Below are 20357 nucleotides of genomic sequence, written 5' to 3' on the forward strand. Positions count from 1 at the left end.
CCCTGAACGTTACTTCTTTGCCACGGCACAGCGTGGTCGCGATGATGCCATCACCTCTTCTCACATCGTCCGCATCTGCATGTCGTGATCGTCTGGCCCGGAACCGAGGCGAACTGGTCGATGTTCAATCGACAAGTAACAAAATGAAGATCAACAGAACGGGGCGCTAGCCACATGGATCATCTTTCTGGATATGCGCGCAGGCCATTTGCCTTTGTCTTGCGCTATCTTCGGATGCGAATGGCGTCGCATCTGGTGATCCTGGCCGCTGTCGTTGCAGCGGTTGCCTGCTCCGTAGGCACCCAATATGGTGTCAAATCGCTGGTCGACGCCCTGTCCGCGGGGCCTTCGCAAGGCGGCGGTGTATGGCTGGCATTCATTCTGCTCATGTCGCTGATCGCTGCCGACAACTTTTTATGGCGGATCGCGAGCTGGACGGCGAGCTTCACCTTCGTTCGTGTCACGGGTGATTTACGGCGTGACATATTCCGTCATCTGACCGGACACGCACCGAGCTATTTCTCGGACCGCATGCCCGGCATGCTGACGAGCCGCATCACGGCGACGTCGAATGCCGTGTTCACGGTCGAAAACATGTTCGTCTGGAACGTGTTGCCGCCCTGCATCGCCACAATTGCAGCGATCGCATTGATTGGAACCGTCAGTCCCTACATGGCGCTCGGCTTGCTCGTCATCGCCGGTGGCATGGTGCTCGCGATGTTCCGTCTCGCCGCCGCGGGCAAGCCGTTGCATGACGACTTCGCCGACAAGGCCGCCGTGGTCGATGGCGAGATGATCGACGTCGTCAGCAACATGCCCTTGGTGCGGGCCTTCTGCGGCATCGGCCACGAGCATGAGCGGTTCGACGCGACGGTGAACCGGGAGCTGACCGCGCGAAGCCGCAGCCTGCGTTATCTCGAGAAGTTGCGGTTGCTCCATGCCGCCGTGACCGTGGTCTTGACGATCGCGTTGATGGCCTGGGCCGTCACGCTCTGGCAGAAGGGCGAGGCGACGACCGGCGACGTCGTGCTGGTCTGTACACTCGGCATCTCCATTCTCAGCGCCACCCGCGATCTCGCGGTGGCGCTGGTGGACGTCACCCAGCACGTCGCGCGGCTGACAGAGGCGATTGCCACGCTGCTGGTGCCGCACGAGCTGCGCGATCATCCCGACGCCGAGCCGCTGGTGAAGAGCGGCGCGGCGATCGCGTTCAACAACGTCACCTTCGGCTATCCCGGCGGCGACAAGATCTTCGAGCGTTTCAGCCTGCGGCTTCAGCCCGGCCAGCGTGTCGGCCTGGTCGGCCAGTCCGGCGGCGGCAAGTCCACGCTGTTCACGCTGCTGCAGCGCTTCTACGATACCGACGAGGGCAACATCACCATCGACGGCCAGGACATTTCGAAGGTCACGCAGCTCAGCCTGCGCGAGGCGATCTCGGTCGTGCCGCAGGACATTTCCCTGTTTCACCGTTCCATCCGCGAGAATATCCGCTATGGCCGGCCGAACGCCACCGATGACGAGGTGCTGCGGGCCGCGATCGCGGCGCGTTGCGATTTCATCGATGGCCTGCCGGAGGGGCTCGACACCATGGTCGGCGACCGCGGGGTCAAGATGTCCGGCGGCCAGCGCCAGCGCATCGCGATCGCGCGCGCCTTCCTGAAGGATGCGCCGATCCTGCTGCTGGACGAGGCAACGGCGGCGCTCGACAGCGAATCCGAGGAGGCCATCCGCGAGGCGCTGTCGCGCCTGATGCGCGGCCGCACCGTGATCGCGATCGCGCACCGGCTGGCGACGCTGCGCAATTTCGATCGCGTGGTGGTGCTGAGAAATGGCAAGATCATCGAGGACGGCTCGCCCGAGCGTCTGATGCAAGGCCATGGGCCCTATCGTGAACTGGTCACGCAGGAAATGAGCCGGCTCGCACAGGCCGCAGCGTAAACCTACAGTCGCGTTGTCGAGTCAGTCGCGTCTTGAACCAAGCGCAGGGGAGCAGCTCATGTCGGCTGAAGCCGTAACCCATCTCGTCTCCGTCACGCGAACCTCCGAGCAGGTCGCGGAGCAGCCTTTCTATATCCCGATGACCGGGCCGTCGGCCCGGCCGCGGCGATCCCTCAAGCACGACGACATGTTCATCGTGCTCGACAGCCATGGCGACATCGGCGCATCGGCCGGCGGGCCCGACGGCCTGTTCCACCATGACACCCGCTATCTGGCGCGGCTGGAGCTCGTGCTCGACGATCTCCAGCCGCTGCTGCTCGGCTCGAATCTGCGCGACGACAATTCGGCGCTGACGGTCGATCTCACCAATCCCGACATCTACCGTCAGGGCCGCCTCGCCCTCCAGAAGGACTTGCTGCACATCGTGCGCACGATCTTCCTGTGGCGCGGCACGGCCTATCAGCGCATCGGGGTGCAGAACCATGGCGATGCGCGGGCCAGTTTCGAACTGACGCTGCTGTTCGACAACGACTTTGCCGATCTGTTCGAGGTCCGTGGCGAGCGCCGCCCGCGCCGCGGCACCGGCACGGGCAAACTGCTCGGTCCGACCGACGTACTATTCGAATATCGCGGCCTCGACGACACCGAGCGCACCACTGGACTGCATTTCGACCCGCGCCCGACGCGGCTGTCGGTGAATGCCGCGACCTGGCAGCTCGAGCTGGACCCGCATGAATCCAAATCCCTGTTCGTGGCCGTGTCCTGCAACCGTCCGCTCGCCGAGAAGCCCGCACGCTTCTTCCGCGGCCTGCTCGCCCATCGCCGCGAGATGCGCCAGTCCACAATGGGTGCCGCCAGCATCGAAACCTCGAACAACATCTTCAACGAGGTGCTGTGCCAGGCCATGGCCGATCTCAACATGCTGATGACGGAGACGCCGCAGGGGCGTTATCCCTATGCCGGCATTCCCTGGTATTCGACGACGTTCGGCCGCGACGGCCTGATCACCGCGCTGCAGATGCTGTGGGTCGATCCGCGCGTCGCCAAGGGCGTCCTGCGCCGGCTCGCGCATTTCCAGGCCAAGGCGGTCGATCCGCTCGCCGATGCCGCGCCCGGCAAGATCCTGCACGAGATGCGCGGCGGCGAGATGGCGGCGCTACGCGAGGTGCCGTTCGCACAATATTACGGCAGCGTCGATTCGACCGCGCTGTTCGTGCTGCTCGCCGGAAGCTATTTCGAACGGACCGGCGACGAGAAGACCCTGATCGAGCTGTGGCCGGCGATCGAGGCGGCATTGGCCTGGATCGACGGTCCCGGCGATCCGGACCAGGACGGCTTCGTCGAATATCAGCGCGCGACCGAGAAGGGGCTCGCCAACCAGGGCTGGAAGGATTCCTACGACGCGATCTTCCATGCCGACGGCAAGCTGGCCGAAGGATATATCGCGCTCGCGGAAGTCCAGGGTTATGTCTATGCCGCCAAGCAGCTCGCTGCGCGTTGCGCTCTGCGGCTCGGCAAGCCGGACCTCTCACGCAAGCTGGAGGCCGAAGCCAGGGCACTTGCCGAGCGGTTCGAGAAAGCGTTCTGGTGCGAGGAGCTCGGCACCTACGCGCTCGCACTCGACGGCAAAAAGCGGCCCTGCAAGGTGCGGACCTCGAACGCCGGCCAGGTGCTGTTCAGCGGCATGATCCGCGAAGACCGTGCCCGGCTCGTCGCCGCCGACCTGATGGGGCCGCATTTTTTCTCGGGCTGGGGCATCCGTACCGTCGCGCGGGGCGAAGTGCGATACAATCCGATGTCCTATCATGACGGGTCGATCTGGCCGCATGATAACGCGCTGATCGCGCTCGGCTTTGCGCGCTACGGTCTCAAGCATTCGGTCGCGCATGTCTTCAAGGGGCTGTTCGACGCCGCGACCTATATGGACCTGCGCCGGCTGCCCGAATTGTTCTGCGGCTTCCGGCGCGAGAAGCGCCGCGGCCCCACGCTCTATCCGGTCGCCTGCGCGCCGCAGGCCTGGGCCAGCGCGACGCCGTTCACGCTGCTGGAGGCGGCGCTCGGCATCGAGTTCGACGTGGCGCGCGGCGAGATTCGGCTACGCAACCCGCATCTGCCGGCGTTCCTCAACGAGGTGATCCTGCGCGATTTGCGCCTCGGCGAATCCAGCGTCGATCTTCGTGTCAGCCGCCACGGCGACGACGTGGCGCTGGAAGTCTTGCGCACGCGCGGCCGGATCCAGGTCTCGATCGTGCTGGCGCGCTAGCGGCGCGCAAGGAGAGTGTCATGCGTGCGATTGGAGCGTTGATCCTTGGCATCGCCATTGTCGCTAGTCTGGCGGTTGACACCGGACGCGCCGCGGACGAGCCGCCCGCGGGTGCGGGTGAGGCGAACGCGCAGGCGACTCTACCGCCGGCCTCGACCGTGCCCGTTACGCCGAAGGATGCCGCGCCGCCGCCATCGGTGACCATCATCGGCGCGAGTGAGGCCCACGGCGTGCTGGGCCGAGATGTGCGCAGCGCGGCCGGCGAGGACATGGGGCGGATCGTCGACGTCGTCGTCGATCGCAGTGGTCACGTCCGCGCCGCAGCCATCGATTTCGGCGGATTTCTCGGCGTCGGCAGCCGCAAGATCGTGGTGGACTGGAACGCATTGCGCTTCGGCAAGATTGCCAACAAGAAGGACAGCATCACGCTGGAATTGACCAAGGCGCAGGTCGCGGCCGCGCCGGAATACAAGGAAGACGCGCCGATCGTCGTGCTCGGCGCGTCCGGCAGCCTTCAACCGCTGCAAGCGATCCAGTGAGGTGCGGGGAGGGCTGACCGCCTGTGCTGTTGTTGAGGAAGCCGAACCATGCCGATCGCGACGGCTGTTCCGAGCCGGACAGCGTCGCCGCGCCGTCGGCCGCGCGCATTCCCGCGCCGTCGCGCCAGAGCCTGCGCGGCCTCGACTGGTTCATCTTCTTTCTCGCCGACGTCCAGACCGGATTCGGTCCCTTCATCGCGGTCTATCTGACGACCCAGAAATGGACCCAGGTCGAGATCGGCCTGGTGCTGTCGATCGGCGGTATCGTCGCGCTGATCGGGCAGATGCCGGGCGGGGCGATCATCGATGCCGCGAAATCGGAGCGGCTGGTGGCAGGCCTTGCCATTGCGGCCATCGGCTGCTGTGCACTCGCTTATGCCGCGATGCCGATCTTCCCGGTCGTGATGGCCGCGGCCACCTTGCATGCGGCGGCGAGCTGCGTGCTGGGGCCGGCGATTGCGGCGATCAGCCTTGGCCTGGTCGGGCCGTTCGCGATCGGCGAACGGCTCGGCCGCAACGCGCGATTTGCCTCGCTCGGGAGCGGCGTTGCCGCGGCGGTGATGGGCACCGTCGGCTATCTGCTGTCGAGCCGGGCGGTGTTTCTGGTCACCTTCCTGCTCGCGATTCCGACCCTGATCGCTCTCTCCCGCATCCGCGAGAACGAGGTCGACATCAGGCGCTGTCACGGCGAGATGCCGCGTGATGCCACGGAGCGCGGCGACACCAATATCTGGCACCTGATGCGGCAGCGCCCGCTGATCGTCTTCGCTCTCAGCGTGCTGCTGCTGCAGCTCGCCAACGCCTCGATGATGCCGCTGATCGCAAGCGCCGTGACGGCGCGGTCCGCCGAATGGGCGACGGTACTCGTCGCCTTTTGCATCGTCGTTCCGCAAGCGATCGTGGCGCTGCTGTCGCCGACGGTCGGGCGCAAGGCGCAGGCGTGGGGCCGGCGGCCGTTGCTGCTGATCGGATTCGGTGCGCTGATCGTTCGCGGCCTGCTGTTTGCGACCGTACGCGATCCGTACCTGCTGGTCGCGGTGCAGGTGTTCGACGGCATCACCGCGGCGGTGTTCGCGGTGATGATTCCGCTGATCGTGGCCGACGTCGCCTTCGGCAGCGGGCACTTCAACCTTGCGCAGGGCATCGTCGGCACCGCGACCGGCATCGGTGCATCGCTGAGCACCGCGCTCGGCGGCTATGTCAGCGACAAGTTCGGCAATGCCACGGCGTTCATCGGGCTTTCCGGCGTGGCCGCGACGGGACTTTTGCTGATCCTTGTCGTGATGCCGGAAACGCGGCGCACGGCATGATTCGCGGCCCCAAGAAAAATGGCCGGCCGAAACATGTTCGGCCGGCCAGGGGTAGGGAGCGGGAAGATTGACGAAGATCAGGCGTCGAGATGCTGCAGGCGCTGGCGGTTGCGCAGCACGATCTGGCGGGCGCCGGAGAAGCCCAGAATGCCCTGGGCGTGAAGCTGCGACAGCGCGCGCGACACGGTTTCGAGGGTGAGGCCGAGATAGTCGCCGATATCGCGGCGGCACATCGGCAGCGCCATCATGCCGGCAACGGCAAGACGGCGGTCCATTTCGAGCAGGAAGGTCGCAACGCGCTCCATCGCGGTCTTGCGGCCCAGGAGCAGCATGTGGTCCTCGGCATGGCGCAGCTCGCCGGCGGTCATCGCCCAGAGCTTGCGGGCGACCTGGACGTCGGTGCCTGCCGCCTTCTCAAGGCTGGCGCGCTTCACGAGGCGCACCGTAGTGTCGATGATGGCTTCGGCAGCAAGGCGGTGAGCGGGACCGGATTCGAGGCCGAACACGTCGCCGGGAAGATGGAAAGCGCCGATCTGGCGGCGGCCGTCGGACAGGAGCTTGTAGCTGCTCACTGCGCCTGACACGACCTGGTAGACATATTCGGCCGGCTCGTCCTCGCCATAGATCTCCTCGTCCTTGCGGTAAGAGAACTCGGTGGCGACGAGGCCGACATGGCCGGTGATGGCGCCGAACTGGTCGGTGACGGGATGGGCGGGGGCGATCTTGCCAACGATCTGGGTGTTGATCGCCTGGGTGTTGAGGGTCTGGGTGAGCATCTGCGCCATCTCCGTTGTGATGGCGCTTTGGTACGCGGTATCGGGGGCTTCGAAAATTTCGAGCGATATCTTAAGGGGGTCTACCTACGTAGAATCCCGTAGGTCACGCGCGGGGGCGGTCCTGGATGGCGTGGCGGATGCACTTGACCAGGTTTTCCTCGAGAAGCGGCTTCAAAACCACGTCTTTGATGCCCGCCGTCGCAGCCCGGGTCGAGATGTTCTCGTCGGGATAGCCGGTGATCAGGACCACAGGCGCGTCGCGGTCGGATTTGCGCAATTGGCCGGCCAGCTCGATGCCATTGATGTCCGGCATCTTGTAGTCGATGACGTAACAATCCGGTCCAGGCGCGCCGTCGACATTGAGCAGCGCCGTGCCGCTCCTGAAGGTCCGCACGGCAAAGCCATCGGCCTCCAGCAGGAACCGCAGGGATCCCAGGACGGCGGCGTCATCATCGACCACAAACACGGTGAGTTGTGCGGGAGACGATGGCCGAGCAGGGGGTGAGCTGACCTCAATCATCGTGCCAAATTAGCGCTGCGCCCGGCAGGCACCTTGACCTGCCTCAATCGTTAAGCATCCCGGCGCGCATCGCCAGCCGGACCAACTCCGAGAGGCTGTTGGCTTGCATCTTGGTCATGACATTGGCCCGGTAGACTTCGATGGTGCGCGGGCTGATGTCGTACTCGCGGGCGATCAGCTTGTTGGACAGGCCCGCAATCAGCCCTTCCATGACCTGGCGCTCCCTGGGACTCAAGGACGCGACGCGGGCGGCGATGTCCTGTGCGACGGCTTCGCTCCTGGCGGCGGGCTCGGCCTCGCGGATCGCCGATTCGATCATGGCGGTGAGACGGTCGTCATCAAAGGGCTTCTCCAGGAAATCGACTGCCCCGAGCTTCATCGCCTCGACGGCGAGCGGCACGTCGCCGTGACCGGTCATGATCAGGATCGGGAACGCGCTTTGCTGCGCCTTCATCCGCTTCAAGAGCTCGATCCCGTCGAGGCCGGGCATGCGCACGTCGGAAACGACGCAGCCGAACTCGAGGCCGGGCAGGGCATCGAGAAAGGCGAGCGCGTCGTCGAACAACGTGACGCCGAAACCGGCGGAATCCAGCAGGAAATTGAGCGAATCGCGCATCGCCGCGTCGTCGTCGATGACGTAGACATGTCCCTTGGTGGTCATGAATCACTCTCGTCGGTTGCCGGCAGGGTGAAGCGGAATGTCGCTCCGCCCGCAGGATTGCTCTCGGCCCACATGCGCCCGCCATGAGCCTCGATGATCGAGCGGCTAATGGAGAGTCCGACGCCCATGCCGGTGTCTTTGGTGGTGAAGAACGTCTGAAACAGGTTTGGAATGACGTCGTCCCGGAAGCCGGAGCCGGTGTCGGAGACCTCCACCTCGATCATGTCGTCGGCGACACGGCTGTTAGCGACGACGAGCTCGCGGTGCGTCGACTTGGCCATCGCCTCCAGCGCGTTGCGGAACAGATTGACCAGCACCTGCTGGATCTGCACGCGATCGGCGAGGACGAGATCGGCGCCAGGATCGAGGCTGAAGCGGAGCTGCACGTTCTGCTCGCGCGCACCGGCGAGCCCGAGCGCGCCGGCCTCCTCGATCAGCTTGGACAGGCTCTCGACGCGCTTCTCCGACTCGCCGCGGGAGACGAAGTCGCGCAGGCGTCGGATGATCTGGCCGGCGCGCAAGGCCTGCTCCGCCGCCCGGTCCAGCGCGTTTTCGACCTTCGGCGTGTTGGGATCGCTGCTCCCGGCGAGGAGGCGCCGCGAGCCCTTCATGTAATTGCTGATCGCCGCCAGCGGCTGGTTGAGCTCGTGGGCGAGCGCGGAGGCCATTTCGCCCATCGCGGTCAGCCGCGAGACGTGGACCAGCTCGGATTGCAGTTCCTGCAGCCGGGCCTGGGTCTGCTGGTGCTCGGTGAGGTCGCGGACGAAGCCGGTGAAATAGGGCTCGCCCGCGGACTCCATCTCGCCGATCGACAGATGCATCGGAAAGGTCGTGCCGTCGCGGCGCTTGCCGGTCACGATTCGGCCGATGCCGATGATGTGCGGATCGCTCGTGGTGCGGTAACGGGCAACGTAGCTGTCGTGCCGGCTGCGATCGGGCTCCGGCATCAGGATGCTGACGTTCTGGCCGATCGCCTCATGCTCGGACCAGCCGAACAGGCGCTCCGCGGCCGTGCTGAAGAGCTGCATGATGCCGTGGCCGTCGATGACGATCATGGCGTCGGGAATTGTCTGCAGGATCGAGCGGAGGTGGGTCTCGCGCGTACGCAGCGCCTCCTCGACCTGCTTTTCCTCGTCGATGTCGAGAAAGATGCCGCTGAGATGACGCGCCGCGTCGGCTTCGTCCCGAATGACCCCGGCCCGGGCGCGGATCCACTGCCCGCTGCCGGAGGCGTTCGCGACCTTGAAAGACACGTCGAAGCTGCCGCCACGCTCGGAAACGCGCTTGATCGCGCTCTCGACCCGCTCCCGGTCCGCGGGTTGAAGCCGCGACAGGAAGAGGTCGTAGGTCGCCGGCTGATCCCGCTCGACGCCGAGCAGAGCCCTGGCGGTGTCGGACCAGTCCAATTCCCGTGTCGCGAGGTCGAGATCCCAGGTACCGACGCCAAACCCTTCGATCCGAACGCGAAAACGTTCGCCCCGACCGTCGTCCTGCGAGTACGTTACGCGGGTGGGCGACAAATGATGCTCCTCATGCTGATGCGGCGACCCCGGACGCGGTTACCGTTCATCTAATGTCGCCCAAGGCCGCGCCGGAGGCAAGTTCTGTCGGCTTACCCATTGACCACCAATCGGGCGCCGACGGCCTCCTTGATCTATCTCATCTCCAAGTGCGGAGGCAGGCGTAAATTCACCAAAGTCTTTGCACTGGAGAATTCCGATGACATACGCGACGGTGATGGTCAGCCTGGCGCTCGACCAGTCCAACGAAGCGCGTCTTCAGGTCGCGGGCGAGCTCGCCGAACGATTCGAGGCGGCGATCGTCGGCGTCGCGGCGGCCCAGTTCGCGCCGCCGCTCTATTTCGCCGACGGCGCCGAGGCGCAAGCACTGATCGACGAGGGCGAAGCTTCGGTCGGGCGGCGGCTGGCTGGCCTCGAGGCGCAATTCCGCGCCGCCACGAAGAATCGCGGCGGGCATGCGGAGTGGCGCAGCGCCATGGACTTTCCGGCGCGATTCGTTCTGGCGCAGGCGCGATGCGCCGACATCGTCGTCAGCGGCGGGCAGAGCCCGGCCTTCTCCGACGCGTTCGCGCTCGCCAGCCCCAAGGATCTGGTGATGCAGGCCGGCCGCCCGCTTCTCGTCGTCCCCGACCGGGTCAACTGGCTCGACCTGCGCAGCGTGCTGGTGGCGTGGAAGGACACGCCGGAGGCGCGGCGGGCGGTGGCCGATGCGCTGCCGATGCTGCGCAAGGCGAGGGACGTCACCATCGCCACAATTCCGGAGCGCGACGACGATCGTTCGGTCGTGATGGCCGGCGTCACCGACGTTGCCGCCTGGCTCGCCCGCCACGGCGTCACCGCGACCGCGCGCATCTGCGAAGGCGCCCGGAACGAAGCCGCCGCCGAGCAATTGGAGAAAGTCGCCGGCGACGTCGATGCCGGCCTGATCGTTGCGGGCGCCTATGGTCATTCGAGGTTTCGTGAACTGATCCTGGGAGGCGTCACCCAATATCTGGTCACGCAGACCGCCCGCAGCGTGCTGCTGTCGCACTGACGGCCGGCCGGAATCGAATCGAGGAGGACGCGCCGTGTACAGATTTCTTGAACAGACCGTCGACGGCTATATGACGCGCAACGTCAAGGTGGTGCGACGCGACCGTGACCTGCTCGAGCTGAGCGAGATGTTCGAGGCCGACGATTTCAACTCCTATCCGGTCATGGACGACGGGCAGGTGGTCGGCATCGTCACCAAATTCGACATCCTGAAGTGCTTCGCCTTCACGCCGAACCAGATGCTGCCCCGCTATCACGACCTGATGAGCCGCAAGATCGGCGACGTCATGACGCCCGAGTTCATCTATGTCAGCCCCGACACGCGGCTGACGCGCGTGCTCCAGATCATGGTGGAGCACCGCATCAGGAGCATCATCGTGCTCGACGGCGCGCAGAAGCTGGTCGGAATCATCGCCCGCGAGGATGTCATCGCGGCGCTCAAGGCGACGGCGCGCGACTGAAGCATCGCTCCGGTTCCTGCATTGACCCGCCTCCGTGATTTCCCGGAGGCGAAGCCTTGCCGCACGCGATGCGCGGCGCAAGGGATTGACGCCGCGGCCTGATCTGAACCGGCCAACATTAACAGAAATCCACTCGTCTTGATTTCAATCAATTCCCGGTGAGGGTGGATGTGGTTTCTGGCGCTGTGTTCTTTCAGAGAGAATCCGCATGAGCCAGCCCTCCATCTCCAAATCCATGACCATCGGTGAAAGCGGCTTGGCTGTCGTGTTCGCAGTCACCGCCTTCCTCTGCGTGATCGCCTCGGCCAAGGCGCTCGATGCGCCGTTTGCCTTCCACGCCGCGCTCAGCGCGGCGGCGAGCCTGGCAGCGGTGTTCGTCATCATCAATCGCTATCTCGACCGCCCGGCGGCGCTGCCGCCGCAGGAGATCAACGGGCGCCCGAACTACAATATGGGCCCGATCAAGTTTTCCTCCTTCATGGCGGTGTTCTGGGGCATTGCCGGCTTTCTCGTCGGCCTCCTGATCGCCTCGCAGCTGGCTTGGCCGGCGCTGAACTTCGATCTGCCCTGGACCAGCTTCGGCCGCCTGCGGCCTTTGCACACCTCCGCCGTGATCTTCGCTTTCGGCGGCAATGTGCTGATCGCGACCTCGTTCTACGTGGTGCAGAAGTCCTGCCACGTACGCCTCGCCGGTTATCTCGCGCCCTGGTTCGTCGTGGTGGGCTACAACTTCTTCATTCTGATCGCCGGCACCGGCTATCTGCTCGGCGTCACCCAGTCGAAGGAATATGCCGAGCCGGAATGGTATGCCGACCTCTGGCTGACCATCGTCTGGGTCGTCTACCTGCTCGTCTTCCTTGCCACCGTCATCAAGCGCAAGGAGCCGCACATCTTCGTCGCGAACTGGTTCTATCTCGCCTTCATCGTGACGATCGCGGTCCTGCATCTCGGCAACAACCCGGCGCTTCCCGTCTCGGTGTTCGGCTCGAAGTCCTACGTCGCCTGGGGTGGCATCCAGGACGCCATGTTCCAGTGGTGGTACGGCCACAACGCCGTCGGCTTCTTCCTGACGGCCGGCTTCCTCGCCATCATGTACTACTTCATCCCGAAGCGGGCCGGGCGGCCGATCTACTCCTACCGGCTGTCGATCATCCACTTCTGGGCGCTGATCTTCCTCTACATCTGGGCGGGTCCCCACCATCTGCACTACACGGCGCTGCCGGACTGGACGCAGACGCTGGGCATGACCTTCTCCATCATGCTGTGGATGCCCTCCTGGGGCGGCATGATCAACGGCCTGATGACGCTGTCAGGTGCCTGGGACAAGCTGCGTACCGATCCCGTGCTCCGCATGCTCGTGGTCTCCGTCGCCTTCTATGGCATGTCGACCTTCGAAGGCCCGATGATGTCGATCAAGGTGGTCAATTCGCTCAGCCACTACACCGACTGGACCATCGGCCACGTGCATTCCGGCGCGCTCGGCTGGGTCGGCTTCGTCTCCTTCGGCGCGCTTTACTGCCTGGTGCCCTGGGCCTGGAATCGCAAGGAGCTCTACAGCCTGAAGCTGGTCAACTGGCACTTCTGGATCGCGACGCTCGGCATCGTCCTCTACATCTCGGCGATGTGGGTGTCCGGCATCCTGCAGGGCCTGATGTGGCGCGCCTACACTTCGCTCGGCTTCCTCGAATACTCCTTCATCGAGACCGTCGAGGCGATGCATCCCTTCTACATCATCCGCGCGGCCGGCGGCGGCCTGTTCCTGATCGGCGCGCTGATCATGGCCTATAATCTCTGGATGACGGTTCGCGTCGGCGAGGCGGAAGTCCAGATGCCCGTCGCTCTTCAGCCGGCGGAATGAGGAGCAAGCAATGTCATTCTGGACACGTCATCAAGTCTTCGAAAAGAACTCGATCATCCTGGTCGTCGGCATCCTGCTGGTGATCGCGGTCGGCGGTCTCGTCGAGATCACCCCGCTGTTCTACCTCAAAAGCACGATCGAGAAGGTCGACGGGGTCAGGCCCTACACGCCGCTGGAACTCGCCGGGCGCAACGTCTACGTCCGCGAGGGCTGCTATCTCTGCCACTCGCAGATGATCCGGCCGCTGCGCGACGAGGTCGAGCGCTACGGCCATTTCTCGCTCGCCGCCGAGAGCATGTTCGACCACCCGTTCCAGTGGGGCTCCAAGCGTACCGGTCCCGACCTCGCCCGCGTCGGCGCCAAATATTCCGACGACTGGCATGTGACCCATCTGACCAATCCGCGCGCGATCGTGCCGCAGTCGGTGATGCCGGGCTATCCGTTCCTGGCGCAGACGGAAGTCGATCCGGACGCGATCGGCGACCACATGCGCACGCTGCGGACCGTCGGTGTGCCCTACACGGACGACCAGATCGCCAGCGCCGGCGCCGATATGAAGGCTCAGGCCGATCCGGAGAATGCCGGCACCGACGCCTTCAACAAGCGCTATGCCAAGGCCGTCGTGCGCAATTTCGACGGCAAGGCCGGTACGCCGACCGAGATGGACGCGCTGATCGCGTACCTGCAGATGCTCGGCACGCTGGTCGACTTCAAGATCTACAACGAGAAAGCCAATCTTCGCTGAGAAGGCATCAACGATGAAAGCCATCCTGACACTCGACAATCTTGCGTCCGGTCTCGTGACCACGATCTGGACGCCGGTGTTCGTCGCGATCTTTCTCGCGATCGTCGCCTACGCATTTTGGCCCCGTAACAAGGCTGCGTTCGACGAAGCAGCGCACCTGCCGTTGCGGGAGGAGTAAGAGACCATGACCGACCATCATAGCGACATCGATTCCGTCTCCGGCAAGTCCACGACCGGGCACGAGTGGGACGGCATCAAGGAGCTCAACACACCGCTGCCACGCTGGTGGGTGATCACCTTCTACCTCACCATCGTCTGGGCGATCGCCTACTGGGTCGTCTATCCGGCCTGGCCGCTGATCGCCAGCAACACCACGGGCATGTTCGGCTACTCCTCCCGTGCCGACGTTGCGGTCGAGCTCGCCAATCTCGAGAAGATCCGCGGCGCCAAGATGGCGGCGCTGGGCACGGCCTCGCTCGCCGACATCGAGAAGGACCCGGCCTTGCTGGCGCTCGCCCGCGCCAAGGGCAAGACCGTGTTCGGCGACAATTGCGCGCCGTGCCACGGCTCCGGCGGTGCCGGCGCCAAGGGTTATCCGAACCTGAACGACGACGACTGGCTGTGGGGCGGCTCGCTCGACCAGATCATGCAGACCATCCAGTTCGGCGCACGCTCCGGGCACGCCAAGACGCATGAAGGCCAGATGCTCGCCTTCGGCAAGGACGGCGTGTTGAAGCCCGACGAGATCGTCACTGCGGCCAACTACGTACGGTCGTTGTCGGGGCTGCCGACCCGCCCCAGCTTCGACAAGGCCAAAGGCGAGAAGATCTTCGCCGAGAACTGCGCCGCCTGCCATGGCGACGCCGGCAAGGGCAACCAGGAAATGGGCGCCCCGAACCTGACCGACAAGATCTGGCTCTACGGCTCCGACGAGGCGACCCTGATCGAGACCATCAGCCAGGGCCGCGCCGGCGTGATGCCGGCCTGGGAAGGGCGGCTCGATCCCGCCACCATCAAGGCGATGGCCGTCTACGTCCACTCGCTGGGCGGCGGAAAATAGTCGAAGACGTGCCGATCGGCGGCGGAACGGGGGCGAACAAATTCGCCCCCGTTTGCGCTGGATCAACTGGCCCAGCGGCATCGGGTCTAGGTTTAATCGCACCTTCCAAGGCGACTTAAGCGATGAACAAGACCGTGAACCCCAAAGATCTCGCGTCGGATGGCGATGGGCCGCTCTACGCAGCCCAGAAGAAGGTCTATCCCCAGAGCGTCTCCGGCACGTTCCGACGGATCAAATGGGGCCTGATGGCGGTCTGCCTCGGCGTCTATTATTTTCTCCCCTTTGTGCGCTGGAACCGAGGCCTCGGGGCCCCAAGCCAGGCGGTGCTGATCGATCTGCCCAACAGCCGCTTCTATTTCTTCTTCATCGAGCTCTGGCCACAGGAGGTCTACTACTTCACCGGCCTTTTGATCGCGGCGGCCGTGGCGCTGTTCCTGATGAACTCGGTCGGCGGCCGCATCTGGTGCGGCTATCTCTGTCCGCAGACGGTGTGGACCGACCTGTTCTACGCCGTCGAACGTCTGATCGAGGGCGACCGGCGCGAGCGGATGAAGAAGGACAAATCGTCCGACCCGCTGAAGCTCGAGCGCATATCCGAGATCGTGCTCAAGCATTCGATCTGGCTCATGATCGCCTGGTGGACCGGCGGCGCCTGGGTGCTCTACTTCAATGACGCGCCGACCCTGGTGAAGGAGCTCGTCACCTTCCAGGGGCCGATGATCGCCTATATCTGGATCGGCATCCTCACCGCCACGACCTATCTGCTCGCCGGCTATATGCGCGAGCAGGTCTGCACCTATATGTGCCCCTGGCCGCGGATCCAGGCGGCGCTGACCGACGAATGGGCGCTCAACGTCACCTACCGCTACGACCGAGGCGAGAAGCGCACCTCGGTCAAGAAAGCGGCCGAGCTGCGCGCGCTCGGCGAGCAGGTCGGCGATTGCGTCGATTGCTATCAATGCGTCGCGGTCTGCCCGACCGGCATCGACATCCGCAACGGACCGCAGATGGAATGCATCCAGTGCGGGCTCTGCATCGACGCCTGCGACAACGTGATGACCAAGATCGGCCGGCCGAAGCGGCTGATCGGCTACGACAACGACATCAACATCCACCGCCGCCAGGAAGGCAAGGCGCCGATCTACCGCATCGTCCGGGCCCGCACCGTGGTCTACAGCGTGATCATCGCGGCCGTCGGCGGCTTCATGGTCTACACTCTGGCGACGCGCAGCCTGCTCGACGTCAACGTGCTGCACGACCGCAATCCGGTCGCGGTCAAGCTCAGCGACGGCTCGATCCGCAACGCCTACACGGTGCGGCTGCTGAACAAGAGCGGCTACGACCGCGTCATCGCCATCGACGCGGAGGGGCCGGTCAATCTCACGATGCACGTCGTCGGCGCCGATTCGGTGACGCCAGACCGGCCGATGATCGTGATCCCGCGCGACGCCACCAGCGAGCTGCGGCTGCTCGTGACCGCGCCGGCCGAGAACAATTCGGAGAAATCAATTCCGGTCCGCTTCCACGTCATGGACATCGGGCTCGGCGTCGCCGCGAGCGCCACCGACAATTTCGTCGCGCCGTAAATCCAGGAGACCGTCATGTCATCCAAGCCGCTGACCGGAACCAAGGTCTTCCTGATGCTGGCCGCATTTTTCGGAATCGTGATCGGCGTCAACGTCACCATGATGAAGCTCGCGATCGCGACGCTGCCGGGGACTGACGTCGACAGTCCTTATGCTGCGGGCCTGACCTATGAGCACGAGATATCGGCGGCACAGGACCAGGCCGCGCGCAAATGGAAGGTCAACGCCCACATCGAACGCCGCAACGACGGCGGCGCTGTGGTCCAGGTCGAAGCGCGCGACGCCAACGGGCAACCGATCTCGGGGCTGAAGTTCGACGGACGCCTGGAGCGGCCGACCGACAAGCGGGCCGATCTTGCGGTCGCGTTCACTGAAACCGGAATTGGGATCTACCGTGGCGACGCCGCAGCTGTCGCGCCCGGCCAATGGAATCTGGTGATCGAGGGCGAGGCGCGCGGCGAGCGCGTGTTCCTGTCGCGTAACCGCGTGATCCTGAACTGAAGGACTTCGTCATGCAGGTCACGCGCGATTTCTCGCATTACGTCCGGGCCGCGGGCGAGGGCGTCCAGCACATCGATCTCGCGGTCGAAGGCGTTCATTGCGCCGGCTGCATGGCCAAGATCGAGCGCGGCCTGTCCGCCATCCCCGACGTCACGCTGGCGCGCGTCAACCTCACCGACCGCCGGGTCGCGCTGGAATGGAAGGCCGGCACGCTCGATCCCGGCCGATTCATCGATCGGCTCGAGGAGCTCGGCTACAAGGCCTATCCGTTCGAGACCGAGAGCGCGGAAGTGGCGGAAGTCGCCGAATCGCGTTTCCTGCTGCGCTGCCTCGGTGTGGCCGCGTTCGCGACCATGAACGTGATGATGCTGTCGATCCCGGTGTGGTCGGGCAACGTCTCGGACATGCTGCCGGAGCAGCGCGACTTCTTCCACTGGTTGTCGGCGTTGATCGCGTTGCCGGCGGCAGCCTATGCCGGCCAGCCGTTCTTTCGTTCGGCGTGGCGCGCGTTGTCGGCAAAGACCACCAACATGGACGTTCCGATCTCGATCGGCGTGATCCTGGCGCTCGGCATGTCCGTGGTCGAGACCATCCACCACGCCGAGCACGCCTATTTCGACGCGGCGATCATGCTGCTGACCTTCCTGCTGGTCGGTCGCTTCCTCGACCAGAACATGCGACGGCGGACCCGCGCGGTTGCCGGCAATCTCGCGGCGCTGAAGGCCGAGACGGCCGCGAAGTTCGTCGGCCCTGATGAAATCTCGCAGGTGCCGGTAGCCGCGATCAATCCCGGCGACATCGTGCTGTTGCGGCCCGGCGAGCGCTGCGCGGTCGACGGCACCGTGATCGAGGGCCGTTCGGAGATCGACCAGAGCCTGATCACCGGCGAGACGCTCTATGTCACGGCCGAGCAGGGCACGCCGGTCTATGCGGGCTCCATGAACATCTCCGGCACGCTGCGGGTGCGGGTCTCGGCCGCGTCCGAGGCGACGTTGCTCGCCGAGATCACGCGGCTGCTCGACAACGCGCTGCAGGCGCGCTCGCGCTACATGCGCCTCGCCGACCGCGCCTCGCGGCTGTATGCGCCGGTGGTGCATGCGACCGCGTTCATCACCATCCTCGGCTGGGTCATCGCCGGCGCATCCTGGCATGATGCGATCGTGACCGGCGTCGCCGTGCTGATCATCACCTGTCCCTGCGCGCTGGGCCTTGCCATCCCCACCGTGCAGACCATCGCCTCCGGCGCGATGTTCAAGTCCGGGGTGCTGCTGAATTCCGGCGACGCGATCGAGCGGCTGGCCGAGGCCGACCATGTCATTTTCGACAAGACCGGCACGCTGACGCTGCCCGATCTCGAAGTGATGAATGCCGCCGACATCCCCGCCGACATCTTCGAACTCGCCGGCCGGCTCGCGCTGTCGAGCCATCATCCGGTCGCTTCCGCCGTCGCGCAGGCGGCCGGCGCCAGATCGCCTGTCGTCGGCGCGACCGAAGAAGCCGGGCAGGGCGTCCGTGCGACCGTGGACGGCGTCGAGCTTCGCCTTGGCCGCCCCTCCTTCTGCGGCGCGGAGGCGCTGATCAGCGCAGTTGTCGATCCCGAAGCTTCCATCGTCGCTTTCAGCAAGGGCAGCGAGAAGTTCGTGCTCTCGGTGCGCCAGGGCCTGCGTCCGGACGCTCACGCCGTGATCGCGGCGCTGAAGGCCCGCAACATCGGCGTCGAGATTCTCTCCGGCGACCGCGAGCCGGCCGTGAAGGCGGCCGCCCGGGCGCTTGATATCCCCGAATGGCGCGCCGGCGTCACGCCGGCCGACAAGATCGCACGGATCGAGGAACTGAAGCAGCGCGGCGCCAAGGTGCTGATGGTCGGCGACGGCATGAACGATGCGCCGTCGCTCGCGGCGGCCCATGTCTCGATGTCGCCGATCTCGGCGGCGCATCTCAGCCAGGCCACCGCCGATTTGGTCTTCCTCGGCCGCCCGCTGGCTCCGGTGGTCGCGGCCGTCGACGCCTCGCGCAAGGCGCTGCATTTGATGCGGCAGAACCTCTGGCTTGCGATCGGCTACAACGCGCTGGCGGTGCCGGTTGCGATCAGCGGCGTCGTGACGCCCCTGATCGCGGCTGCGGCCATGAGCGGATCGTCGATCCTGGTCATGCTGAATTCGCTGCGGGCGCGCAGCACCTCGCGGGAGATCGCGTGATGGAGATCCTGGTCATCCTGGTCCCGCTGGCGCTGATGCTCGGAGGCGCCGGTCTCGTCGCCTTTCTCTGGTCGCTCAGAAGCGGCCAGTACGACGATCTCGACGGTGCCGCCTGGCGCGCGATCGCCGACGACGAGCCGCCGCAGGAAGCCCCGGTCAAGCGCTAGCGCCTCAGGGCGAAGGTGAGCATGGCTGCGGCCGCAAGGGCCACGCCCACGCCGAACACGCACGCGTGCCATCCGAAAGCGTCGAACAGGCGCCCGAGCACGGCGGTGCCGACCAGCCCTCCGCTGAAATAGCACGCAAGATAGGTCCCGCTGGCGATGCCGCGGTTGTCGGCCGCCGCCTGTCCGACGAAGCCCGTCGCCGCGGCCTGCGCGAAGAATGTGCCGACACCGACGAGAACCATGCCGATGAGCACTTCGCTCAGATGCGGCATCAGCATCAAGGGCAGGCCAAGCCCCGCAATCGCGAGCGCGCCCCAAATCGTCGGACGCGTTCCAAGCCATGATGCCACCCGTCCGGCCAGAAGCGTCGTGACGACCGACGGCAGAAAGACGAAATAGACGAGACCCACATCCATCATGCCGAGCGACAACGGTGTCCGGACCAAGACGAAATTGACGAAAGTGAAGGTGCCGATGAAGGCGAACAGGATGCAGAAGCCGATGCCGAACGCTGCACGCAGCCGCGGATTGCGCCAATGCGCGATCGCGGCGGCAAACGGCGAAACGGCCGGCATCATCGCGTGCATCGGCTGCACGCGCCGGATGCTGAAATAGACCAGCACCGCACCAGTCAGATTGAGCGCTGCGAACAGATAGAAATTCCAGGCGAGGCCGAGTCCGTCGGCGACGGCAGCGGAGATCAGCCGTCCCACGAGATTGCTCGCGACATTGCCGGTGATGTAGGCGGCAAAGGCGCCGCCTGCATCCATGGCGCTGCACTGCTCGCCGAGATAGGCGAGGGTGAGCGCGAAGGCGGACGCCATGCACAGGCCCTGCGCAACCCGCAATGCCATGAAGACGGTGAGATTTGGCGCCGAGGCGAGCAGGCTGGTCGGAATCGCCAGCAGCGCCAGGCTGACCAGGATGCCGAAGCGCCGGTTGATGTGCGGGCTGAAAAAGCCGACGACGAGGCTGGCTGTGGCCATCCCGAAGGTGCTGGCGTTGACGGCAAAGCCCATCGCCGCCGGCGTCACGCCGTAGTGCCGCGTCAGCGCGGGCAGGATCGCCTGCGTCGCGAAGAGATCGACGACGGTCAGGAATGCGGTGAGCCCGATCACGAGCGAGCGCAGCGCCAGGCCCGGCGAGTGCGCCCCCATCGTCGTCGCGGCCCCTGTTGTCGGCACAGAAAGATCGGTCATGGCGGAACTGTCCTGTGAGGATG

19 protein-coding genes are annotated in these 20357 nt (G+C 65.2%); 14 read left to right on the top strand and 5 right to left on the bottom strand.

Translation table 11 applies throughout. The features are described 5' to 3' along the window. Positions 1–174: 174 nt before the first annotated feature. From CIT40_RS10060 to CIT40_RS10075, 4 genes are read left to right on the top strand one after another with little or no spacing between them, the layout of a single operon-like run. Positions 175–1938, top strand: a complete 1764-nt coding sequence (locus tag CIT40_RS10060; protein ID WP_094892289.1) for an ABC transporter ATP-binding protein — start codon at positions 175–177, stop codon at positions 1936–1938. Between the two features lie 58 nt (positions 1939–1996). Continuing rightward, positions 1997–4201 carry an amylo-alpha-1,6-glucosidase gene (locus tag CIT40_RS10065; RefSeq protein WP_094892290.1) on the top strand — a complete coding sequence of 735 codons (2205 nt, stop codon included), beginning with the start codon at positions 1997–1999 and terminating at the stop codon, positions 4199–4201. A gap of 20 nt (positions 4202–4221) precedes the next feature. Next, positions 4222–4740: a PRC-barrel domain-containing protein gene (locus CIT40_RS10070; protein WP_162307430.1), complete on the top strand. Its 519-nt coding sequence runs from the start codon at positions 4222–4224 to the stop codon at positions 4738–4740. Between the two features lie 23 nt (positions 4741–4763). Further along, positions 4764–6050, top strand: coding sequence for an MFS transporter (locus CIT40_RS10075; RefSeq protein ID WP_094892291.1), 1287 nt, complete (start codon positions 4764–4766; stop codon positions 6048–6050). Positions 6051–6127: 77 nt separating this feature from the next. Here the strand turns inward: CIT40_RS10075 and CIT40_RS10080 are convergent, their stop codons facing one another. The 4 genes from CIT40_RS10080 to fixL all read right to left on the bottom strand — a co-directional run bounded on the left by CIT40_RS10080 (position 6128) and on the right by fixL (position 9527). Then, positions 6128–6826: a helix-turn-helix domain-containing protein gene (locus CIT40_RS10080; protein ID WP_162307431.1), complete on the bottom strand. Its 699-nt coding sequence runs from the start codon at positions 6824–6826 to the stop codon at positions 6128–6130. Between the two features lie 103 nt (positions 6827–6929). After that, on the bottom strand, positions 6930–7346 hold the full coding sequence (locus CIT40_RS10085; RefSeq protein WP_094892293.1) for a response regulator transcription factor: 417 nt from the start codon (positions 7344–7346) through the stop codon (positions 6930–6932). A gap of 43 nt (positions 7347–7389) precedes the next feature. Then, on the bottom strand, positions 7390–8007 hold the full coding sequence (gene fixJ, locus CIT40_RS10090) for a response regulator FixJ (protein WP_094892294.1): 618 nt from the start codon (positions 8005–8007) through the stop codon (positions 7390–7392). Next, complete coding sequence (gene fixL, locus CIT40_RS10095; RefSeq protein WP_094892295.1) at positions 8004–9527, bottom strand: sensor protein FixL; 1524 nt, start codon at positions 9525–9527, stop codon at positions 8004–8006. Before fixL ends, fixJ begins: the two co-directional genes overlap by 4 nt. Before the next feature lie 199 nt (positions 9528–9726). On the opposite strand from fixL, the gene CIT40_RS10100 reads away from it, so the two are divergent. The 10 genes from CIT40_RS10100 (at position 9727) to ccoS (ending at position 19135) form a co-directional block, all read left to right on the top strand. Next, positions 9727–10560, top strand: coding sequence for a universal stress protein (locus CIT40_RS10100; protein ID WP_094892296.1), 834 nt, complete (start codon positions 9727–9729; stop codon positions 10558–10560). Between the two features lie 34 nt (positions 10561–10594). Continuing rightward, the gene (locus tag CIT40_RS10105; RefSeq protein WP_094892297.1) at positions 10595–11020 is read left to right on the top strand and encodes a CBS domain-containing protein; all 426 of its coding nucleotides are present in this window, start codon (positions 10595–10597) and stop codon (positions 11018–11020) included. 208 nt (positions 11021–11228) lie between these two features. Then, on the top strand, positions 11229–12878 hold the full coding sequence (gene ccoN / locus CIT40_RS10110; protein ID WP_094892298.1) for a cytochrome-c oxidase, cbb3-type subunit I: 1650 nt from the start codon (positions 11229–11231) through the stop codon (positions 12876–12878). A 10-nt stretch (positions 12879–12888) separates the two neighbouring features. Next, positions 12889–13623, top strand: a complete 735-nt coding sequence (ccoO, locus tag CIT40_RS10115) for a cytochrome-c oxidase, cbb3-type subunit II (protein ID WP_094892299.1) — start codon at positions 12889–12891, stop codon at positions 13621–13623. Positions 13624–13636: 13 nt separating this feature from the next. Beyond that, positions 13637–13801 (top strand): CcoQ/FixQ family Cbb3-type cytochrome c oxidase assembly chaperone, encoded by a 165-nt coding sequence (locus CIT40_RS10120; RefSeq protein WP_063196356.1) that lies wholly within the window; start codon positions 13637–13639, stop codon positions 13799–13801. A 6-nt stretch (positions 13802–13807) separates the two neighbouring features. Further along, positions 13808–14683, top strand: a complete 876-nt coding sequence (gene ccoP / locus CIT40_RS10125; RefSeq protein ID WP_094892300.1) for a cytochrome-c oxidase, cbb3-type subunit III — start codon at positions 13808–13810, stop codon at positions 14681–14683. A gap of 122 nt (positions 14684–14805) precedes the next feature. Then, positions 14806–16269, top strand: coding sequence for a cytochrome c oxidase accessory protein CcoG (gene ccoG / locus CIT40_RS10130; RefSeq protein ID WP_094892301.1), 1464 nt, complete (start codon positions 14806–14808; stop codon positions 16267–16269). Positions 16270–16284: 15 nt separating this feature from the next. Then, the gene (locus CIT40_RS10135) at positions 16285–16770 is read left to right on the top strand and encodes a FixH family protein (RefSeq protein WP_094892302.1); all 486 of its coding nucleotides are present in this window, start codon (positions 16285–16287) and stop codon (positions 16768–16770) included. Positions 16771–16781: 11 nt separating this feature from the next. Further along, positions 16782–18968: a cation-translocating P-type ATPase gene (locus tag CIT40_RS10140; protein ID WP_094892303.1), complete on the top strand. Its 2187-nt coding sequence runs from the start codon at positions 16782–16784 to the stop codon at positions 18966–18968. Continuing rightward, positions 18968–19135, top strand: a complete 168-nt coding sequence (ccoS, locus tag CIT40_RS10145) for a cbb3-type cytochrome oxidase assembly protein CcoS (RefSeq protein WP_008138466.1) — start codon at positions 18968–18970, stop codon at positions 19133–19135. The genes CIT40_RS10140 and ccoS overlap by 1 nt, the downstream gene beginning before the upstream one ends. Here ccoS and CIT40_RS10150 read toward each other — a convergent pair. After that, positions 19132–20334 (bottom strand): MFS transporter, encoded by a 1203-nt coding sequence (locus CIT40_RS10150; protein ID WP_094892304.1) that lies wholly within the window; start codon positions 20332–20334, stop codon positions 19132–19134. The genes ccoS and CIT40_RS10150 overlap by 4 nt on opposite strands. Positions 20335–20357 lie beyond the last annotated feature (23 nt).

Origin of the sequence: Bradyrhizobium amphicarpaeae (assembly GCF_002266435.3) — a bacterium.
Taxonomy (GTDB): domain Bacteria; phylum Pseudomonadota; class Alphaproteobacteria; order Rhizobiales; family Xanthobacteraceae; genus Bradyrhizobium; species Bradyrhizobium amphicarpaeae.

Coding starts and splice junctions, on each gene's coding strand:
- CIT40_RS10060 (WP_094892289.1), top strand. CDS start 175: ATGGATCATCTTTCTGGATATGCGCGCAGGCCATTTGCCTTTGTCTTG.
- CIT40_RS10065 (WP_094892290.1), top strand. CDS start 1,997: ATGTCGGCTGAAGCCGTAACCCATCTCGTCTCCGTCACGCGAACCTCC.
- CIT40_RS10070 (WP_162307430.1), top strand. CDS start 4,222: ATGCGTGCGATTGGAGCGTTGATCCTTGGCATCGCCATTGTCGCTAGT.
- CIT40_RS10080 (WP_162307431.1), bottom strand. CDS start 6,826: ATGCTCACCCAGACCCTCAACACCCAGGCGATCAACACCCAGATCGTT.
- CIT40_RS10085 (WP_094892293.1), bottom strand. CDS start 7,346: ATGATTGAGGTCAGCTCACCCCCTGCTCGGCCATCGTCTCCCGCACAA.
- fixJ (WP_094892294.1), bottom strand. CDS start 8,007: ATGACCACCAAGGGACATGTCTACGTCATCGACGACGACGCGGCGATG.
- CIT40_RS10100 (WP_094892296.1), top strand. CDS start 9,727: ATGACATACGCGACGGTGATGGTCAGCCTGGCGCTCGACCAGTCCAAC.
- ccoN (WP_094892298.1), top strand. CDS start 11,229: ATGAGCCAGCCCTCCATCTCCAAATCCATGACCATCGGTGAAAGCGGC.
- ccoO (WP_094892299.1), top strand. CDS start 12,889: ATGTCATTCTGGACACGTCATCAAGTCTTCGAAAAGAACTCGATCATC.
- CIT40_RS10120 (WP_063196356.1), top strand. CDS start 13,637: ATGAAAGCCATCCTGACACTCGACAATCTTGCGTCCGGTCTCGTGACC.
- ccoP (WP_094892300.1), top strand. CDS start 13,808: ATGACCGACCATCATAGCGACATCGATTCCGTCTCCGGCAAGTCCACG.
- ccoG (WP_094892301.1), top strand. CDS start 14,806: ATGAACAAGACCGTGAACCCCAAAGATCTCGCGTCGGATGGCGATGGG.
- CIT40_RS10135 (WP_094892302.1), top strand. CDS start 16,285: ATGTCATCCAAGCCGCTGACCGGAACCAAGGTCTTCCTGATGCTGGCC.
- CIT40_RS10140 (WP_094892303.1), top strand. CDS start 16,782: ATGCAGGTCACGCGCGATTTCTCGCATTACGTCCGGGCCGCGGGCGAG.
- ccoS (WP_008138466.1), top strand. CDS start 18,968: ATGGAGATCCTGGTCATCCTGGTCCCGCTGGCGCTGATGCTCGGAGGC.
- CIT40_RS10150 (WP_094892304.1), bottom strand. CDS start 20,334: ATGACCGATCTTTCTGTGCCGACAACAGGGGCCGCGACGACGATGGGG.